At 66.0% G+C, this 18,325-nt stretch carries 13 protein-coding genes and 1 tRNA gene; 4 read left to right on the forward strand and 10 right to left on the reverse strand.

Features of this window, described 5'->3' with window-relative positions:
- The first annotated feature begins 161 nt into the window (after positions 1-161).
- Together N0B28_RS23405 and N0B28_RS23410 are read left to right on the forward strand one after the other, a co-directional pair.
- Positions 162-1,610, forward strand: a complete 1,449-nt coding sequence (locus tag N0B28_RS23405; RefSeq protein WP_275732104.1) for an alanine/glycine:cation symporter family protein — start codon at positions 162-164, stop codon at positions 1,608-1,610.
- Positions 1,611-1,689: 79 nt separating this feature from the next.
- A complete protein-coding gene (locus tag N0B28_RS23410; protein WP_078481652.1) occupies positions 1,690-2,682 on the forward strand; it encodes an asparaginase in 993 nt (330 codons plus the stop codon).
- 14 nt (positions 2,683-2,696) lie between these two features.
- Here the strand turns inward: N0B28_RS23410 and N0B28_RS23415 are convergent.
- The 7 genes from N0B28_RS23415 to fdnG all read right to left on the reverse strand — a co-directional run bounded on the left by N0B28_RS23415 (position 2,697) and on the right by fdnG (position 11,815).
- Positions 2,697-2,792 (reverse strand) — tRNA-Sec (locus N0B28_RS23415).
- Positions 2,793-2,798: 6 nt separating this feature from the next.
- Positions 2,799-4,712 carry a selenocysteine-specific translation elongation factor gene (gene selB / locus N0B28_RS23420; RefSeq protein WP_275732106.1) on the reverse strand — a complete coding sequence of 638 codons (1,914 nt, stop codon included), beginning with the start codon at positions 4,710-4,712 and terminating at the stop codon, positions 2,799-2,801.
- On the reverse strand, positions 4,709-6,133 hold the full coding sequence (gene selA / locus N0B28_RS23425) for an L-seryl-tRNA(Sec) selenium transferase (protein WP_275729117.1): 1,425 nt from the start codon (positions 6,131-6,133) through the stop codon (positions 4,709-4,711). The genes selB and selA overlap by 4 nt, the downstream gene beginning before the upstream one ends.
- Positions 6,134-6,235: 102 nt before the next feature.
- The gene (gene fdhE / locus N0B28_RS23430) at positions 6,236-7,156 is read right to left on the reverse strand and encodes a formate dehydrogenase accessory protein FdhE (RefSeq protein WP_275729120.1); all 921 of its coding nucleotides are present in this window, start codon (positions 7,154-7,156) and stop codon (positions 6,236-6,238) included.
- Entirely contained in the window at positions 7,153-7,806 is a 654-nt protein-coding gene (locus N0B28_RS23435) for a formate dehydrogenase subunit gamma (RefSeq protein ID WP_275729123.1), read from the reverse strand. Before N0B28_RS23435 ends, fdhE begins: the two co-directional genes overlap by 4 nt.
- Positions 7,803-8,750 carry a formate dehydrogenase subunit beta gene (gene fdxH, locus N0B28_RS23440; RefSeq protein ID WP_043861915.1) on the reverse strand — a complete coding sequence of 316 codons (948 nt, stop codon included), beginning with the start codon at positions 8,748-8,750 and terminating at the stop codon, positions 7,803-7,805. The genes N0B28_RS23435 and fdxH overlap by 4 nt, the downstream gene beginning before the upstream one ends.
- Positions 8,750-11,815 carry a formate dehydrogenase-N subunit alpha gene (gene fdnG / locus N0B28_RS23445; RefSeq protein ID WP_275729126.1) on the reverse strand — a complete coding sequence of 1,022 codons (3,066 nt, stop codon included), beginning with the start codon at positions 11,813-11,815 and terminating at the stop codon, positions 8,750-8,752. The genes fdxH and fdnG overlap by 1 nt, the downstream gene beginning before the upstream one ends.
- A 193-nt stretch (positions 11,816-12,008) precedes the next feature.
- On the opposite strand from fdnG, the gene N0B28_RS23450 reads away from it, so the two are divergent.
- The gene (locus N0B28_RS23450; protein WP_052504272.1) at positions 12,009-12,581 is read left to right on the forward strand and encodes a hypothetical protein; all 573 of its coding nucleotides are present in this window, start codon (positions 12,009-12,011) and stop codon (positions 12,579-12,581) included.
- 174 nt (positions 12,582-12,755) lie between these two features.
- Here N0B28_RS23450 and N0B28_RS23455 read toward each other — a convergent pair whose 3' ends face one another.
- On the reverse strand, positions 12,756-13,271 hold the full coding sequence (locus N0B28_RS23455) for a single-stranded DNA-binding protein (RefSeq protein ID WP_043861918.1): 516 nt from the start codon (positions 13,269-13,271) through the stop codon (positions 12,756-12,758).
- A gap of 9 nt (positions 13,272-13,280) precedes the next feature.
- Positions 13,281-14,675, reverse strand: coding sequence for an MFS transporter (locus N0B28_RS23460; RefSeq protein ID WP_054916437.1), 1,395 nt, complete (start codon positions 14,673-14,675; stop codon positions 13,281-13,283).
- Positions 14,676-14,804: 129 nt separating this feature from the next.
- Between N0B28_RS23460 and uvrA the strand changes: the two genes are divergently transcribed.
- Complete coding sequence (gene uvrA, locus N0B28_RS23465; protein WP_043861920.1) at positions 14,805-17,639, forward strand: excinuclease ABC subunit UvrA; 2,835 nt, start codon at positions 14,805-14,807, stop codon at positions 17,637-17,639.
- A gap of 99 nt (positions 17,640-17,738) precedes the next feature.
- Here uvrA and bfr read toward each other — a convergent pair whose 3' ends face one another.
- Entirely contained in the window at positions 17,739-18,203 is a 465-nt protein-coding gene (gene bfr, locus N0B28_RS23470) for a bacterioferritin (RefSeq protein WP_043861921.1), read from the reverse strand.
- Between the last annotated feature and the right edge of the window lie 122 nt (positions 18,204-18,325).

Consider the following 18,325-nt stretch of genomic DNA (forward strand, 5'->3'; position numbering starts at 1 on the left):
GTACCGATTGATGCGATAGGCGCCAGTTTAGCATCAGGTCGCATCAATTCAGAGCAACCCGCGAAATTGTAACGACGTTTGTCATGACCAACCATGCGCCCCCAGGCAAACGGCGCACGCCGTCAGCCACTGTCATTCAGAACAAGAACCGAGGTCACGCCATGCTCGAAGTGCTCAACGATTTCCTTTCGGGGAAGTTCCTTATCGTGCTTATCGTCGGACTGGGAAGCTATTTCACCCTGCGCTCGCGATTTGTGCAGTTTCGCCATTTCATCCATATGTTCGGCGTATTCAAGGAATCGTTGCGCGGCCAGGCGGGCCAGTTGAGTTCGTTCCAGGCACTGATGCTGAGCCTGGCCGGGCGCGTGGGTGCCGGCAACATCGCCGGTGTCGGTATCGCCGTGACCCTGGGCGGCCCGGGCGCGGTGTTCTGGATGTGGGTGACGGCGCTGGTGGGCATGTCCAGCAGCTTCTTCGAATGCACCCTGGCGCAGGTCTACAAGCGCGCCGACGGTGACGGCCTGTACCGCGGCGGCCCGGCCTACTACATCCTGCACGGCCTCAACCTGCGCACCATGGCAGTGGTGTTCTCGGTGTTGCTGCTGGTGACCTACGGCTTCGCCTTCAACGGCCTGCAGTCGTACACCGTGACCCACTCGCTGCAGAACGCCTTCGGCTTCGCCCCGGAGCACACCGGGATTGCCCTGGCCGTGCTGCTGGCCATCGTGTTCCTGGGCGGGATCAAGCGCATCGCCTCGGTGTCCGACCTGCTGGTGCCGGTCAAGACCCTGGCCTACATCGGCGTTACCCTGTACGTGATCGGCAGCCAGATCGAACACGTGCCGGCCATGCTCGAAACCATCTTCAAGAGCGCCTTCGGCCTGGACCCTGCCTTCGGCGGCCTGCTGGGCAGTGCCATCGTGATGGGCGTCAAGCGTGGCGTGTTCGCCAACGAAGCGGGCCTTGGCAGTGCGCCCAACGTGGCCGCCGTGGCGGCAGTGAAACACCCGGGCGCCCAGGGCGTGGTGCAGGCATTCAGCGTGTTCCTCGATACCTTCGTGATCTGCACCTGCACCGCGCTGCTGATTCTGCTGTCGGGCTTCTACACCCCGGGCTTCGAAGGTGACGGCATCGTGCTGACCCAGAACTCGCTGGCTGCCGTGGTCGGTGACTGGGGTCGCCTGTTCGTCAGCGTGGCGCTGTCGCTGTTCGTGTTCACCTGTATCCTCTACAACTACTACCTGGGCGAAAACAGCCTGCAGTTTCTGACCCGCAACCGTGCGGTGCTGATGGTCTACCGTGCCCTGGTGCTGGCGCTGATCGTGTGGGGCTCGGTGCAGAACCTGTCGACCGTGTTCGCCTTCGCCGACATCACCATGACGTGCCTGGCCTTCGTCAACCTGATCGCCCTGGCGCTGCTGTTCAAGATCGGCCTGCGCGTGATGCGCGACTACGACGACCAGCGCAAGGCAGGCATCAAGCAGCCGGTATTCGACTCGGCCAGGTTCCCCGACCTGGATCTGGACACCCAGGCCTGGCCTGCTGTCCAGCCCGCTGAAAGCGTACGCCCTGCCAGCGTGGGCGAAGCTCAAGCTCAAGCGCAACGCTGAGCAACCCTGTGCCGCCGCCCCGTTCGCGGGCGGCAGCCGATTCGCGATGCCCCTTTCTCACCTGCCTGGAATGCTCACCATGCGCGCGGTCAAGAACCTTCTCGTCCTCTACACCGGCGGCACCATCGGCATGCTGCAAACGCCCCATGGCCTGGCGCCGGCCGGTGGCTTCGAGGCACGCATGCGCGCCTGGCTGGACACGCACCCGACGCCACCCCGGGTGCACTGGCGCCTGCAAGAGATGTCACCGCTGCTCGACAGCGCCAACATGCAGCAGGCCAACTGGCTGGCCATGCAGGCGGCCATCGTCACGGCGGTGACGCGTGATGGCCACGACGGCATCCTGCTGCTGCACGGCACCGACACCCTGGCCTACAGCGCAGCAGCGTTGTCGTTCCTGCTGCTGGGGCTGGATGTGCCGGTAGTGCTCACCGGCTCGATGCTGCCGGCCGGCGCACCGCACAGCGACGCCTGGGACAACCTGCACGGCGCCCTGGCCCTGTTCGAAAGCGGCCTGCAAAGCGGCGTGCAGCTGTATTTCGCAGGCCAGCTGCTGCACGGCGCACGGGCCAGCAAACTGCGCAGCGAGGCCTTCGATGCGTTTGCCGCGCCGGCGCGCCACCGCGAAGGCAGCCGCGCCAGCGCGTTGCCCGCGGTACTCGGCTATGCCCAGCCGCGGGTGCCGGTGAAACTGGCGGTGCTGCCGGTGTACCCCGGCTTGCAGGCCGAGCAGGTACAGGCACTGGTGGTGAGCGGCGTGCGCGGCCTGCTGCTTGAATGCTATGGCAGCGGCACCGGCCCATCGGAAGATGCAGCACTGATGCAGGCGTTGCAGAAGGCGCGCCAGGGTGGCGTGCTGATTGCCGCCATCAGCCAGTGCATCGAGGGCAGTGTGCTGTTCGATACCTACGCCGCCGGCAGCCGCCTGCGCGAGACCGGCCTGGTATCGGGCGGTGGCATGACCCGCGAGGCGGCGCTGGGCAAGCTGTTCGCCCTGCTGGGCGCGGGGCTGGACATCGACACCGCCGAGCACTGGTTCGCCCTGGACCTGTGCGGTGAACGGGTGGCCTGAGTCACTGCGAAAAATGGCGGAAGGCAGCCGGAGTCGAACCTGCCCGGGAACGGCTGCCGTCCCCAACCGGGTTTGAAGCCCGGCCGCGCCACCGGGCGCGATTGCCTTCCTTGAATTCAGTTGTCGCCCGGTTGAGCCAGGGCATTGTCGCGGCGGATGCGGCGCTGGTCGCTCAGGCGCCGGGTCAGGCCGATGCGATCGAAGTATTCCAGCACCTGGATGCTGCGCTTGCGCCCGATACCCAGCGCATCACGAAAAACCGTCACCTGCACCTCATCACCCGCCATGCGCAACAGCATAGCCGCCATTTGCCGCACTGTGGCCTCGGGATAGAACAGATCGCGCACCACCTGGTGCACCTGGCCCAGACGCGCCATCTTGCGCAGCAGCAGCCGTACCTCGGCTTCTTCGCTGCCGGTGGCGTGGGCCAGGTCGCGCACCCAGGGCGGATCGAAACGCGCCGCCAGCAGCAACGGTTGCACCTGTTGCCAGAGCGCCGTGTCGGCCTCGTTCAGGCGCGCCTGGTGCGTGGGCAGGTGCAGCCACGGGCCGCTGCTGGCAATCGCCTGCTCGCCCAGCAACTCGTCCACCAGGCTGATGAACGCCGGCCGCTCCAGTGCCAGGCTGGCGAAACGGCGCAGGCGGTCGCGGTCAGGGCCGAGCTGGTCGGGTTCGAGCTCGTGAAAACGCGCCAGTTGCGCCAGCACCCGGGCCTTGAGCGCCTGCCATTGCGTCGTGTCGAACAGCAGCGGCCCCTGCCGCGTGGCCACCACCTGCACCTGCGCATCCAGCCGCCAGTGGTTGCGCAAGCGATTGAACTGGCGCTCCAGGCGCTGTGGGTCGAGCCCGCCCGTGCCTTGCGCAAGCAGCGCCGGCAAGGCCTGTTCCAGGCTGTCGGCCGCCGCCAGTGCCTGCAGTTGCGCCAGCCGCTGCGGGCTGCGGCGCTGGCGGGCCGGGGCGAATGGATCGAGTACGCGCCCGCCGCCAAGGGTGCGCTGGGCACTCTGGTCGCGCAGCACCACGGAGTCGCCATGCACCGCCTGCACCGGCGCGTTGACCAGCAGCTGCGCGAACATGCGCGCCCCGGGCGCCAGCCGCTCGCCTTCCAGCAATGCGACGCGGGCGGTGACGTCCTGGGTGCCCAGGTGCAGGTGCACCGGGCTGAAATGCTCGAGTGCACGGGCTTCCCCGGCCAGCAGGTGCAGTTCGATATCCAGCCGCTGAGTAGGCGCATGCAGCCACTCGGCCAGCAGCCAGTCGCCGCGGTGGATATGCTCCAGCGCCAGCCGCTCGGCACTGATGTTCAGGGCCACGCGCTGCCCGGCGAAGGCCTGGGTCGCGACCTGGTTCTGCGCGTGCAGGCCGCGCACCCGCACCGGTTTGCCCGCCTTGCCCAGCAGCAGGCTGTCGCCCACCTGAACCTGCCCGGACAACGCGGTGCCCGTGACCACGATACCGGCCCCGGCCACGCTGAAGGCCCGGTCGATGGCCAGGCGAAAAGCGCCACCCTGGCTACGCGGCTGCAGGGCGTGCTGCGCGGCGAGCAATGCCTGACGCAGTGCCTCGATACCCTGGCCGCTGACACTCGACACCGCGAACTGCGCCGCCCCGGCATACGGTCCCGGCGCAAGCAGCCCGCGCACCTGGGCCTGCACCGCCTGCACCCGCGCCGGCTCGACCCGGTCGCATTTGGTGATGGCCACCAGCGCCTGCGCGATGCCCAGCAGTTCGACGATGGCCAGGTGCTCGCGGGTCTGGGGCATCACCCCGTCGTCGGCCGCCACCACCAGCAGCACCAGGTCGATACCCTGGGCGCCGGCCAGCATATTGTGGATAAACCGCTCGTGGCCCGGCACGTCGACAAAGCCGGTCAAAGGCGCATCCGCCGCCAGCGCTGCATAACGGTAGCCAAGGTCGATGGTGATGCCGCGTTCACGCTCTTCGCGCCGATGATCCCCGGCCTGGCCGGTGAGGGCTTCGAGCAGCGCGGTCTTGCCATGGTCGATGTGCCCGGCGGTGCCGACGATCACGTGGGCAGTACCGCCAGTTGCGCCAGCTGCGCCAGCCACGCGGGTTCGTCATCCAGCTGGCGCAGGTCGAGCCACAGCGCGTCGTCGTCCAGGCGCCCGAGCACCGGGATGGGCAACGCGCGCAAGGCCGCTTCCAGCGCCAGCAGGCTGCGCCCGCGCAGGCGCTTGGACACCTGTGGGCGCATGCACAGCGCAGCACTGGGCAGGCGTGCCACCGGCTGGCTGCCGCTGCCGATCATGCCCAGTGCAGGCAGCGCGGCAACGCTCCACGACGCGCCCAACGCCTGTGCCATGCGCGGCGCCAGGCGTTCGGCCTGGGCCAGGATCTCGGCTTGCGGCCGGGTCAGCAGGCGCAGGCTGGGCAGGCGCTCGGCCAGGCGGTCGGGGTCGCGGTACAGGCCCAGCACCGCTTCCAGCGCGGCGAGGGTCAACTTGTCGACCCGCAGGGCACGCTTGAGCGGGTTCTTCTTGATGCGCGCGATCAGCGCCTTGCTGCCCACGATGATCCCGGCCTGCGGACCGCCGAGCAGCTTGTCGCCGCTGAAGGTGACGATATCGGCGCCATCGGCCAGGGCCTGACGCACCGTGGGTTCGGCGGGCAGGCCCCAGCGGGTCAGGTCGAGCAGGCTGCCGCTGCCCAGGTCTTCGAGCAGCGGCAGGCCGTGCTGGTGGGCCAGTTGCGCCAGCTCGGCGGTGGGCACATGGCTGGTGAAGCCTTCAATGCTGTAGTTGCTGCAATGCACGCGCATCAGCAGGCCGCTGCGCGGGTTGATTGCCGCTTCGTAGTCGCGGGTGTGGGTGCGATTGGTGGTGCCCACCTCGTGCAGCCTGACCCCGGCGCGGGCCATGATGTCGGGGATGCGGAACGCACCACCGATCTCGATCAGTTCGCCGCGCGAAATGATGCCCTCCTTGCGCGCGCCCAGGCTGTTGAGTGCCAGCAGCACGGCGGCGGCATTGTTGTTGACCACGGTCACGGCCTCGGCGCCGGTGAGCTCGCGGATCAGGCCTTCGATCAGGTCGTCACGGTCGCCGCGCTTGCCGCTGTCCAGGTCGAACTCGAGGTTGAGGGGGTGGCGCGCGGCAAGCTGGACGGCCTCGATGGCGGCTTCGGGCAGCAGCGCGCGGCCCAGGTTGGTGTGCAGCACGGTGCCGGTGAGGTTGAACACCCGGCGGATGTGGCTGCGGTGCCGGGCGGCGAGGCGTTCGTTGGTGCGGCCGGCGAGCACCTCGGGGGCCAGTTCGGCAGCCCCGAGCTGGCCGTGGCGGGCGGGCTCGCGCAGGTCATCGAGCAGTTGGCGCAAGGTGGCGAGCACGGCGTCGCGGCCGTAGCGGTCCACCAGGGGAACGCAGGCAGGGCTGCGCAGGAGGGTGTCGATGGAGGGTAGACGGTGGGTGCACTGAGTGACGTTGGAGGACATGCAAAAACGCTCCGGCCTATGTAGGAGCCGGCCTTGCCGGCGAATGGAACACCGCGCAGGGTCGGATCCCACAGTGTAGTGCGCCCTTCGCGCAAGGCCGCCCTACAGGCCCGGGGCCAGCAACAGGTTCGGCGCCAGGCGCTGGTAGCCCTCCTGATCCAGGCGCATGTCCAGTGCCAGGCTGGCCAGGTCTGCCGACAGGGCCTCCGATTGCGCATCGCTTTCAAGGTAGACCAGCTTCAGGTAACTGTGGCATTCGAGGCAGCATTCGGCCCGCAACGGCGCCTGCCCGGCGACATGGCGGTCATCCTCCAGGCTGAAGTACTGCAAGCCCTTGCTTTGCTCGCAATACACGCACTTGACCCGCACCGCATGCCATTCACAGGCACACAACGCACACACCAGGTAGCGCAGGCCGTTGTACTTGCCGCGGTGGCGGATTACCCCGGCCATCGCCGGCGAACCACATGCCGGACACTGCCCCAGGCTGTCGCCGGGCTTGAGTTCGACGCCGGGCATGGCCAGCAGCCAATGGCTCCACGCCGCCTGCAGCGCGGCCCCCAGAAACGGCACCAGCGCCGCCGGCACCGCGTTATACTGCCCGCCCAGCAGTGCCAGCGCCCACACCATGCGCTGCCCTGCCCCGGCCTCGCGCAATTGCGTCTGGGCCTGATGCGCCAGCGGCGAAGACGCCTCGTAGCGTTGCAACAGGGCATCCAGCCAGCCCTGCCAGGCGCCCTCACGCACCAGGCTGTCGGCGGCCAGTGGCGCCAGGCCGTGGGTCACGCACAGCTGCAGGCGCTGCGGGTCGGGCATGGCCGCTGCCGGCGGGTTGTCCAGCAACCCCTGCTGCACGCGGCACAACCCGGCCACGAAGCGCAGGTAGTCGCCCAGCGCATGCCCCTCGGCCAGCAGGTCGAGGCGTTCGGCACGCAGCGCAAACAGCTGGGGCGGTGGCGGGTGCAGAAACGGCGGCGAACTGGCCGACGCCTGGATCTGATCGGGTTCCATCACGGTACTCAAGGCTTGGCTCCTTTGTGCGTGTCGGGCCGCTCGTCCCGAGTGACCTCCCGGTACCATAGCGCATGGTGCTTGCGCGCCCACGCGCGGCTGACCCAGCCATGCAGCATGGCGCTGACCGAGCCCTTGATCCAGATGCCGGCATAGATGTGCACGATGATGCTCAGCACCAGCACGAAGCCGGCCAGGGCGTGCAGCAGGGTGGCCAGGCGAATGGTGTCGATACCGAAGTACGCGCTGAAGTAGGCACGCCAGATCACCACGCCACTCACCAGCAGCACCAGCATGCACGCCAGCAGGGTCCAGAACAGCAGCTTCTGCCCGGCGTTGTACTTGCCCACCGGTGGTACGCCCTCCTCCTCGTTGCGGATCACCCGGTCGACCCGGCGCAGCCACTGCCGGTCGGTGGCGGTGATGAAGTTGGCCCGCCAGAAGCGCAGCACCAGCCCCAGGAACAGCACGAACATCAGCACGCCCATGAACGGGTGCAGGGTGCGTGTCCACGGCCCGCCGCCGAACAGGTGGCTGAGCCAGAACAGCGCCGGGTGAAACAGCGCCAGCCCCGACAGTGCCGCCATGAAGAACAGGATCGCCACCAGCCAGTGGTTGGTGCGCTCGTTGGCGGTGTAACGCAGTATCGGCTTGTGCTTCATGGCCGTTGCTCCCCTGGTGCGGTGGGCTTGCCCGGGTCATACACATGCACCGACGGGTCGACCTGATGCACGCTGGTGTCAGGATGCTCGTCATCCTCTTCCTCGACCCGCTGCGGGCCGATGCGCACGTAGTGGAAGAACCCGGCCAGCACCGCCGCACCCATGGCCAGCAGCGCCAGCGGTTTGCTCACGCCCTTCCATAGCCCGACCAGCGGGCTGATCACCGGGTTGTCGGGCAGCCCCGCGTACACGCGCGGCGTGTCGGCGTGGTGCAGCACGTACATCACATGGGTGCCACCCACGCCGTCCGGGTCGTACAGGCCGGCATGCTCGAAGCCCCGCGACTTGAGGTCGACGATGCGTTCGGCGGCGTGCTCCTGCATGTCGGTCTTGCTGCCGAACACGATGGCGCCGGTGGGACAGGTCTTCACGCAGGCCGGCTCCAGCCCCACGGCCACGCGGTCGGAACACAGGGTGCACTTGTAGGCCTTGTGATCCTTCTGCGAGATGCGCGGGATGTTGAACGGGCAGCCGGTGATGCAGTAGCCGCAGCCGATGCAGTGGTCCTGGTTGAAGTCGACGATGCCGTTGGCGTGCTTGATGATCGCCCCCGGGCTGGGACAGGCCTTGAGGCAGCCGGGGTCGGCGCAGTGCATGCAGCCGTCCTTGCGGATCAGCCACTCCAGGTTGCCGTCGGCGGTCTCGTGCTCGGTGAAGCGCATCAGCGTCCAGCTTTCAGCACTGAGGTCCTGCGGGTTGTCATAGGTGCCGTGGTTGTGACCCACCTCGTCGCGCAGCTCGTTCCATTCCGAACACGCCACCTGGCAGGCCTTGCAGCCGATGCACTTGGTGGTGTCGATCAGCTTGGCGACCTGCTCCTGCTGGCGCACCGAGGGGGGCAGCGTGGTGGTGGCCGAACGGGCAATGATGTCTTGGCTGGCCATCAGATTTTCTCCACGTTGACCAGGAACGACTTCGATTCCGGGGTCTGTGTATTGCCATCGCCGAGGAACGGCACCAGGGTGTTGGTCAGGTAGCCATGCCGCGTCAGCCCGGTGAAGCCCCAGTGCAGCGGGATACCGACCTGGTGCACGGTCTGGTTGTTGACCTGCAGCGGACGAATCCGCTTGGTGACGACCGCCACCGCCTCGATATGCCCACGCTTGCAACTCACCCGCACCCGGTCGCCGGCCTGGATACCCTTCTGCTGCGCCAGCACTTCACCGATCTCGACAAACTGCTCGGGCTGGGCGATGGCGTTCAGGCGCGCATGCTTGCTCCAGAAGTGAAAGTGCTCGGTCAGCCGGTAGGTGGTGGCCGCGTAGGGGTAGTCCTTGGCCTGGCCGAGGGTGTCCCACACCGAGTCGAAGATGCGTCCGGCCGGGTTGCTGGTGGCCTTCTTGTTGGTGGGGTGCAGCGGGTTGATCCCGATCGGCGTCTCGAAGGGTTCGTAGTGCTCGGGGAACGGGCCTTCGGCCATCTTGTCGACGGCGAAGAACCGGGCCACCCCTTCGGGGTTCATGATGAACGGGTTCATGCCCGCCTCGGGGGGCACGTCGGCCTTGTAGTCCGGGGTGTCGGTGCCGGTCCAGGCCTTGCCGTTCCACCATACCAGGCGTTTTTTCGGGTCCCAGGGCTGGCCTTGCGGGGTGGCCGAGGCACGGTTGTAGAGGATTCGCCGGTTCATCGGCCAGGCCCAGGCCCAGCCCAGGTTCTGCTTCATGCCATACGGGTCGCTGTTGTCGCGCCGAGCCATCTGGTTGCCCTGCTCGGTCCAGCTGCCGCAGAAGATCCAGCAGCCGGACGCGGTACTGCCATCGTCCTTGAGCTGGGCGAACCCCGACAGTTGCTGGCCGCCCTTGAGCGCGGCGCCGGTTGCATCGACCTGATCGGTCACGGCCATGCCGTTGAGCTCCCTGGCCAGCTCTTCGGGGGAGGGTTCGTCGGCTACCCTGTACGGCCAGCTGAGGTTGAGCAGCGGTTCGGCAAACGCGCCACCCTCGGCGCGGTAGCGTTCACGCAGGCGCAGGAACAGGTCGCTCATGATGCGCACGTCGGTACGGGTTTCGCCCGGGCCGTCTGCGCCCTTCCAGTGCCACTGCAGCCAGCGGCTGCTGTTTACCAGCGAACCGTCCTCCTCGGCGAAGCAGGTGGTGGGCAGGCGGATGACCTCGGTGGCGATGTCGGCCGTGCTGACGTCGTTGTACGGCCCTGCGTTGCGCCAGAACTCCGAGGTTTCGGTGGCCAGCGGGTCCATCACCACCAGCCACTTGAGCTTGCTGAGCGCGGCAGTGACGCGGTTCTTGTCGGGCAGCGCGGCAATCGGGTTGAAGCCCTGGCACATGTAGCCGTGCACCTCGCCCCTGCCCATCATGTCGAACATCTTGAGCACGTCGTAGCCTGGGATGTCGAGCTTGGGCAGCCAGTCGTAGCCCCAGTGGTTCTCGGCAGTGGCGTTGGCGCCATACCAGGCCTTCATCAGACTGACGTGGAACTTGCCGTAGTTCTGCCAGTACGACAGCTGCCCTGGGCGCAGCGGCTTGAGGGCGCGTTTGGCGATGTAGCCGTCGTAGTCCTGCTCGGCATCACCGGGCAGGGTCAGGTAGCCCGGCAAGGAGTTGGACAGCAGGCCCAGGTCGGTCAGGCCCTGGATGTTGGAGTGCCCGCGCAGGGCGTTGACCCCGCCACCCGGCATGCCGACGTTGCCCAGCAGCAGTTGCACCATCGCCGCGCTGCGGATGATCTGCGCGCCGATCGAATGCTGGGTCCAGCCCAGGGCATAGAGGATGGTCATGGTCTTGCCGGGTGTGGAGCAGGTGGCGATCTCTTCCCAGATCTTCTGCATGCTGGCCTGGGGCATGCCGCAGGTCATGCTGGCGAGCTCCGGGGTGTAGCGGCTGTAGTGCTGCTTCATCAGCTGGTAGACGCAGCGCGGGTCCTGCAGGGTCGGGTCGACCTTGGCGAAACCGTCTTCACCCAGTTCGTAGCCCCAGCCGGACTTGTCGGCATAGGTACGCTTGGCCGCATCGTAGCCACTGAACAGCCCGTCCTCGAAGCCGAAGCCGGCTTTGACGATGAACGACACGTCGGTGTAGTTGCGCACGTACTCGTGCTGGATCTGGTCAGTGCTGAGCAGATAGTTGATCAGGCCGCCCATGAAGGCGATGTCGCTGCCGGTGCGAATCGGCGCGTAGTAATCGGCCACCGAGGCGGTACGGGTAAACCGTGGGTCGACCACGATCAGCCGCGCCTGGTTGTGCGCCTTGGCTTCGGTCACCCATTTGAAACCGCACGGGTGCGCTTCTGCTGCGTTGCCGCCCATCACCAGAATCAGGTTCGCGTTGGCGATATCGGTCCAGTGATTGGTCATGGCACCACGGCCGTACGTCGGGGCAAGACTTGCCACCGTCGGGCCGTGTCAGACACGCGCCTGGTTGTCGAACCCCAGCATGCCCAAACTGCGAATGACCTTGTGGGTCAGGTAGCCGGCTTCGCTGGAAGCCGCCGAGGCCGCGAGGAACCCGGTGCTGAGCCAGCGGTTGACGGTCTGGCCCTGGGCGTTTTTCTCGATGAAGTTGGCGTCGCGGTCGGCCTTGACCAGCTCGGCCACGCGGTCCATGGCCTCATCCCAGCTGACGCGCGTCCACTCGTTGCTGCCCGGCTTGCGCACCTGCGGGTACTGCAGGCGACTGGGGCTGTGGATGAAGTCCAGCAGGCCTGCACCTTTGGGGCACAGGGTGCCGCGGTTGACCGGGTGATCGGCGTCGCCTTCGACGTGGATGATGCTCTGCGCCACGTTCTTGCCCGCATCGCCCTGGCTGTACAGGATCAGGCCGCAGCCGACCGAGCAGTAGGGGCAGGTGTTGCGGGTTTCCTTGGTGCGGGCCAGCTTGAAGTGGCGTATCTGTTCGGCGAAGGCCGGCGTGGGGGCCATGCCCAGCGCCGCCAGGCTCGAACCTCCAAGGCCGATGGCGGCGACCTTGAAAAATTGCCGACGGTTGAGATCCATCGTGCACTCCTGATCAGGTGGTGGACGCGCGGAGCATTGCCGGCGTCTCGTGAACAGTCACGGTGGCGGCCACTGGGTGGTCGTCAATATTCACTCTAGCCAAGATCGGGCCAAGCACCATTAAAACGGATTATCGATGCGCGCAACGGGTGCATAATCGCCAGCCTGACCACCATCGCCAAGGGACTGCATGATGCAATTGGACAAGAACGGGTTGCCGCTGCTGGAGCAGTTTGGCGAAGAAGGTTTTGTGGACTGCGTGTTTCAGGTGCAGCACCTGATGCAGGATGACGTGCACTACCACTTTGACCTGCGTGCCGCGTTCGCCGGGCACTCGGTGGGTGTGCGGGCGCGGCTGCGGCGCGACGTGCAGCCGGGGTTCGATGGCGAGATGAACGTGATACAGGCGCACTTCTACAGCGACGGGCTCGAGATCTCGTCGCTGGGCCTGGAGACCGAGCGGTTCATCGAGGCGCTGGCACAGCTGTATGAAATCGAGCTGGTCGATGGCCCCGGGGCGGTCGGCGAGCGCTTCAGCGTGATTGCGCTGCACCAGGCGGACACCGGGCTTGAAGCGGGTGCGGTGCGCCTGAAGGTGTTCGGCAACGACCGTTCGGATTCGGCGCCAGGCAGCTACTACGAAAGCTTCTTCAATGTCGACCTGCCAGCCGGTCATGTGTACTGGAACGAGAAGGACGTGGAGTATCGCGCACCGATGCTCAATGCACTGGCCGGGCTGGTGGGCCAAGGCGTGGCCGCGGCGTGAGTGCTCACGGGCCGCTTCACCTCCTGGCGGCCCGCTAGAGGTACCGCGAGGCCCGCACGTGCGCTGAACATCGCAAGCGTGTCAGGGCCACCGCCCACCGAGGTTTCCCCAGAACGCAAAACGCCCGATGCAGCGCATCGGGCGTTTGTCTTGAAGCGCGGCGTTGGCCAGGGCTCAGAACGGGATGTCGTCATCGAAGCTGTCGAAGTCGGCAGCCGGCTGCGGCGCAGGCTGTTGCGGCGCAGGGCGCTGCTGAGGGGCCTGCTGCGGACGCTGCTGAGGCGCCTGCTGACGTGGGGCCTGGTTGTAGTTGTTGCCACCCTGCTGCGAACCGTCCTGGTTCTGCGGACGACCACCCAGCAGCTGCATGGTGCCCTGCATGTCGACGATGATCTCGGTGGTGTAACGCTTGATGCCGTCCTTTTCCCACTCGCGGGTCTGCAGCTTGCCCTCGATGTACACCTGCGAACCCTTGCGCAGGTACTCGCCGGCAATCTCGGCAACCTTGCCGAACATCGACACACGGTGCCACTCGGTACGCTCGACCTTCTGGCCGGTCTGCTTGTCGGTCCACTGCTCGCTGGTGGCCAGGCTGAGGTTGGTCACCGCGTTGCCGTTGGGCAGGTGGCGAACTTCAGGGTCCTGGCCGCAAGTGCCGACCAAAATGACTTTGTTAACCCCACGGGCCATAACGTTCTCCTAGGCTTGGCACGCCGCGGGCGCCGGGTTTACCAGCAGCTCCAGGGCCGTACGATCCAAAATTTGTGTATCCAGTTTGATATAGATGGCGGCTTCCTCTGCCACCACCACTGCGTCGGTCACACCCGGCACGGCCTTGAGGCGCTCGGTCAAGCCCGCTTCGCGCATCGCTTCTGGCGACAACGGCAAGCGCAGGCTCGTCACGTAAGGTGGTTCGCGCATAGTAACAGCTATGGCCAACCAAAGGGCACAGAGGCCTGCGCACCCCAGGAAAACCACGCTCAAGCCGCCATGCTGGAACAACCAGCCACCCATGATCCCGCCCAGCGCCGCCCCCAGGAACTGGCTGGTGGAGTACACCCCCATCGCCGTGCCCTTGCCACCGGCCGGCGACACCTTGCTGATCAGCGAAGGCAACGAGGCTTCGAGCAGGTTGAAGGCGGTGAAGAAGATCACCGTGCCGATCACCAGTGACTGCAGGCTGTTGCCCAGCTCCCAGAAAAACAGCTCTGTGAGCATGAGCACACTGACCGCGCCCAGCAGGACACGTTTCATCTTGCGCTTTTTTTCACCGTAGATGATGAACGGAATCATTGCGAAGAATGAAACCAGCAAGGCGGTGAGGTAGACCCACCAGTGCTCCTCTTTCGGCAACCCGCCACGCTCCACGAACGCCAGCGGCAAGGCGACGAAGCTGGCCATGAGGATGGCGTGCAGCACGAAGATGCCGACGTCCAGGCGCAGCAGGTCGGGGTGACGCAGGGTCGGCCCCAGGGCCTGCTTGGCCACGCCCGACTCGCGGTGCGCCAGCGGGCCGTTGGAGGCCGGCACCACGAAGGCGATCAGGCCGATGCCCACCACCGCCATCGCCGCGGTGGCCAGGAACAACCCCGACAGGCCGAAGGCCCGCGTTACCAGTGGCCCCACGACCATCGCCACGGCGAACGACAGGCCGATGCTCATGCCGATCATGGCCATGGCCTTGGTGCGGTGCTGTTCGCGGGTGAGGTCCGAGAGCAACGCCATGACTGCCGCGGAGATGGCGCCCGCACCCTGCAGGATGCGCCCGGCGATCACGCCCCAGATCGAGTCGGCCTGCGCTGCCAGCACACTGCCCAGGGCAAAGATCACCAGCCCCAGGTAGATCACCGGCCGACGGCCGATGCGGTCGGAAATGACCCCGAACGGAATCTGCAATACGGCCTGGGTCAGGCCATAGGCACCGATGGCCAGGCCGATGAGCGCCGGCGTGGCGCCCGCCAGGTCCATGCCATAGGTGGCCAGTACCGGCAGCACCATGAACATGCCCAGCATACGGAAGGCGAACACCAGGGCCAGGCCGCCTGCGGCGCGGGTCTCGCTGCCGCTCATGCGTTCGCTGTGGGGATCGTGCATGGATAAACCTCGTGTGAACCGGCGGCGATTCTACCAGTCGGATCGGTTAACGGCATATACGCGACGCTTTGCCGCGTGGTGGCAGCGCGCCGTATACTCCTCCGTTTATGCCCGCCAAGCGAGGCCGCAGTGGACAAGATCCTGATACGTGGGGCACGTACCCACAACCTTAAGAACATCGACCTGACCCTGCCCCGGGACAAACTGATCGTCATCACCGGTCTGTCCGGGTCCGGCAAGTCATCGCTGGCGTTCGACACCCTGTACGCCGAAGGCCAGCGTCGCTACGTGGAATCGCTGTCGGCGTATGCCCGCCAGTTCCTGTCGATGATGGAAAAGCCAGACGTCGACACCATCGAGGGGCTGTCGCCGGCCATCTCGATCGAGCAGAAGTCGACCTCGCACAACCCGCGCTCGACCGTGGGTACCATCACCGAGATCTACGATTACCTGCGCCTGCTGTATGCCCGTGTGGGCACCCCACGCTGCCCCGACCACGACATCCCGCTCGAAGCCCAGACTGTCAGCCAGATGGTCGACCTGGTGCTGGCCCAGCCCGAGGGCAGCAAGCTGATGCTGCTGGCTCCGGTGATTCGCGAGCGCAAGGGCGAGCACCTGGCGGTGTTCGAAGAGCTGCGTGCCCAGGGCTTCGTGCGCGCACGGGTCAACGGCAAGCTGTACGAGCTGGACGAGTTGCCCAAGCTCGACAAGCAGAAGAAGCACAGCATCGATGTGGTGGTCGACCGCTTCAAGGTGCGCGACGACCTGCAGCAGCGCCTGGCCGAATCGTTCGAGACGGCCCTCAAGCTGGCCGATGGCATCGCCCTGGTGGCGCCGATGGACGACGAGCCGGGTGAAGAGATGATCTTCTCGGCGCGCTTCGCCTGCCCGATCTGCGGCCACGCGATCAGCGAGCTGGAGCCCAAGCTGTTCTCCTTCAACAACCCGGCCGGCGCCTGCCCGACCTGCGACGGCCTGGGCGTGAAGCAGTTCTTCGACATCAAGCGCCTGGTCAACGGCGAGCTGACCCTGGCCGAGGGCGCGATTCGCGGCTGGGACCGGCGCAATGTGTATTACTTCCAGATGCTCGGCTCGCTGGCCGCGCATTACGGGTTCAGCCTGGAGGTGCCGTTCAACGAGCTGCCGGCCGACCAGCAGAAGGTGATCCTGAACGGCAGTGGCAAGCACAACGTCGACTTCAAGTACCTCAACGACCGGGGCGATATCGTCAAGCGTTCGCACCCCTTCGAGGGCATCGTGCCGAACCTGGAGCGGCGCTACCGCGAGACCGAATCGGCCACCGTGCGTGAAGAGCTGGCCAAGTTCCTCAGTACCCAGCCCTGCCCCGACTGCCGCGGCACCCGCCTGCGCCGCGAGGCGCGCCATGTGTGGGTGGGCGAGAAGACCCTGCCGGCGGTTACCAACCTGCCGATCGGCGATGCCAGCGACTACTTCGGCGGCCTCAAGCTGACCGGGCGCCGTGGCGAGATCGCCGACAAGATCCTCAAGGAAATCTGCGAACGCCTGCAGTTTCTGGTGAACGTGGGCCTGGACTACCTGACGCTGGATCGCAGCGCCGATACCCTGTCGGGCGGCGAGGCCCAGCGTATCCGCCTGGCCAGCCAGATCGGCGCCGGCCTGGTGGGGGTGATGTACATTCTCGACGAGCCATCCATCGGCCTGCACCAGCGCGACAACGATCGCCTGCTGGGCACCCTCAACCACCTGCGCGACATCGGCAACACGGTGATAGTGGTGGAGCACGACGAGGACGCCATCCGCATGGCCGACTACGTGGTGGATATCGGCCCGGGCGCGGGCGTGCATGGCGGCCAGATCGTGGCCGAGGGCACCCCGGCCGAGGTGATGGCGCACCCGGACTCGCTGACCGGCAAGTACCTGTCGGGCCGCGTGAAGATCGCCGTGCCGGCCAAGCGCACCCCGCGCAACAAGAAGCTGTCGCTCAAGCTCAAGGGCGCACGCGGCAACAACCTGCAGAACGTCGACCTGGAGATCCCGATCGGCCTGCTGACCTGCGTGACCGGCGTGTCCGGTTCGGGCAAGTCGACGCTGATCAACAACACCCTGTTCCCGCTGGCGGCAACCGCGCTCAACGGTGCCAGCACGCTGGAAGCTGCGGCCCACGACAGCTGCGATGGCCTGCAGCACCTGGACAAGGTGGTGGACATCGACCAGAGCCCGATCGGGCGTACACCGCGCTCCAACCCGGCGACCTACACCGGGCTGTTCACGCCGATCCGCGAGCTGTTCAGCGGCGTGCCGGAGTCGCGCTCGCGCGGCTACGGGCCGGGGCGTTTCTCGTTCAACGTCAAGGGCGGGCGCTGCGAGGCGTGCCAGGGCGATGGCCTGATCAAGGTCGAGATGCACTTCCTGCCCGACATCTACGTGCCGTGCGACGTGTGCAAGAGCAAGCGCTACAACCGCGAAACGCTGGAGATCAAGTACAAGGGCAAGAACATCCACGAGGTGCTGGAAATGACCATCGAGGAAGCCCGCGAGTTCTTCGATGCGGTGCCGGCACTGGCGCGCAAACTGCAGACGCTGATGGACGTGGGCCTGTCGTACATCAAGCTGGGCCAGTCGGCGACCACGCTGTCCGGTGGTGAGGCGCAGCGGGTCAAGCTGTCACGCGAGCTGTCCAAGCGCGATACCGGCAAGACGCTGTACATCCTCGATGAGCCGACCACTGGCCTGCACTTTGCCGATATCCAGCAACTGCTGGACGTGCTGCATCGCCTGCGTGACCACGGCAACACCGTGGTGGTGATCGAGCACAACCTGGACGTGATCAAGACCGCCGACTGGCTGGTGGACCTTGGGCCGGAAGGCGGCTCCAAGGGCGGACAGATCATCGCCTGCGGCACGCCGGAGGAGCTGGCCGAGATGAAGCAGTCGCACACGGGGTATTACCTCAAGCCGCTGCTGGCGCGCGACCGGGCCTGAACTGCAGGAGCCGGCCTTGCCGGCTCCTGCACAGCGGCATGCGGGCACAAAAAAAGGCCATCGGGTACGCCCCGATGGCCTTTTTCGTTGCGCGGCGGATTACATCTGCGATTGCAGGTAGTTCTCCAGGCCCAGCGACTTGATCAGACCCTGCTGCTTCTCCAGCCAGTAGGTGTGATCTTCTTCGGTGTCGGCCAACTGCACGCGCAGGATGTCACGGCTGACGTAGTCCTTGTGCAGCTCGCACAGCTCGATGCCTTTGCACAGCGCAGCGCGCACCTTGTACTCAAGGCGCAGGTCGGCGGCGATCATCTCGGGCACGGTGGTGCCGATGTCCAGGTCGTCCGGGCGCATGCGCGGGGTGCCTTCGAGCATGAGAATGCGGCGCATCAGGGCGTCGGCGTGTTGTGCCTCTTCTTCCATCTCGTGGTTGATTCGCTCGTAGAGCTTGCTGAAGCCCCAGTCTTCGTACATGCGCGAGTGGATGAAGTATTGGTCACGTGCCGCCAGTTCGCCCGTCAGCAACGTGTTGAGATAATCGATTACGTCCGGGTGACCTTGCATTGCCCTGACTCTCCCTGTGTGAAAGCCATAGTTTGAACCAGGATGACTGTAAGGTCACTGCAAATTGCGCTAAAACCGCTAAAAAAGTGGGTAAACAGTAGTCAATTGCATTGAAAAACCGC

It is taken from the genome of Pseudomonas sp. SD17-1 (assembly GCF_029201585.1).
Classification (GTDB): Bacteria; Pseudomonadota; Gammaproteobacteria; order Pseudomonadales; family Pseudomonadaceae; genus Aquipseudomonas; species Aquipseudomonas palmensis.

Coding starts and splice junctions, on each gene's coding strand:
- selA (WP_275729117.1), bottom strand. CDS start 6,133: ATGTCCTCCAACGTCACTCAGTGCACCCACCGTCTACCCTCCATCGAC.
- N0B28_RS23450 (WP_052504272.1), top strand. CDS start 12,009: ATGCAATTGGACAAGAACGGGTTGCCGCTGCTGGAGCAGTTTGGCGAA.
- N0B28_RS23455 (WP_043861918.1), bottom strand. CDS start 13,271: ATGGCCCGTGGGGTTAACAAAGTCATTTTGGTCGGCACTTGCGGCCAG.
- N0B28_RS23460 (WP_054916437.1), bottom strand. CDS start 14,675: ATGCACGATCCCCACAGCGAACGCATGAGCGGCAGCGAGACCCGCGCC.
- fdxH (WP_043861915.1), bottom strand. CDS start 8,750: ATGGCCAGCCAAGACATCATTGCCCGTTCGGCCACCACCACGCTGCCC.
- N0B28_RS23405 (WP_275732104.1), top strand. CDS start 162: ATGCTCGAAGTGCTCAACGATTTCCTTTCGGGGAAGTTCCTTATCGTG.
- N0B28_RS23435 (WP_275729123.1), bottom strand. CDS start 7,806: ATGAAGCACAAGCCGATACTGCGTTACACCGCCAACGAGCGCACCAAC.
- N0B28_RS23410 (WP_078481652.1), top strand. CDS start 1,690: ATGCGCGCGGTCAAGAACCTTCTCGTCCTCTACACCGGCGGCACCATC.
- bfr (WP_043861921.1), bottom strand. CDS start 18,203: ATGCAAGGTCACCCGGACGTAATCGATTATCTCAACACGTTGCTGACG.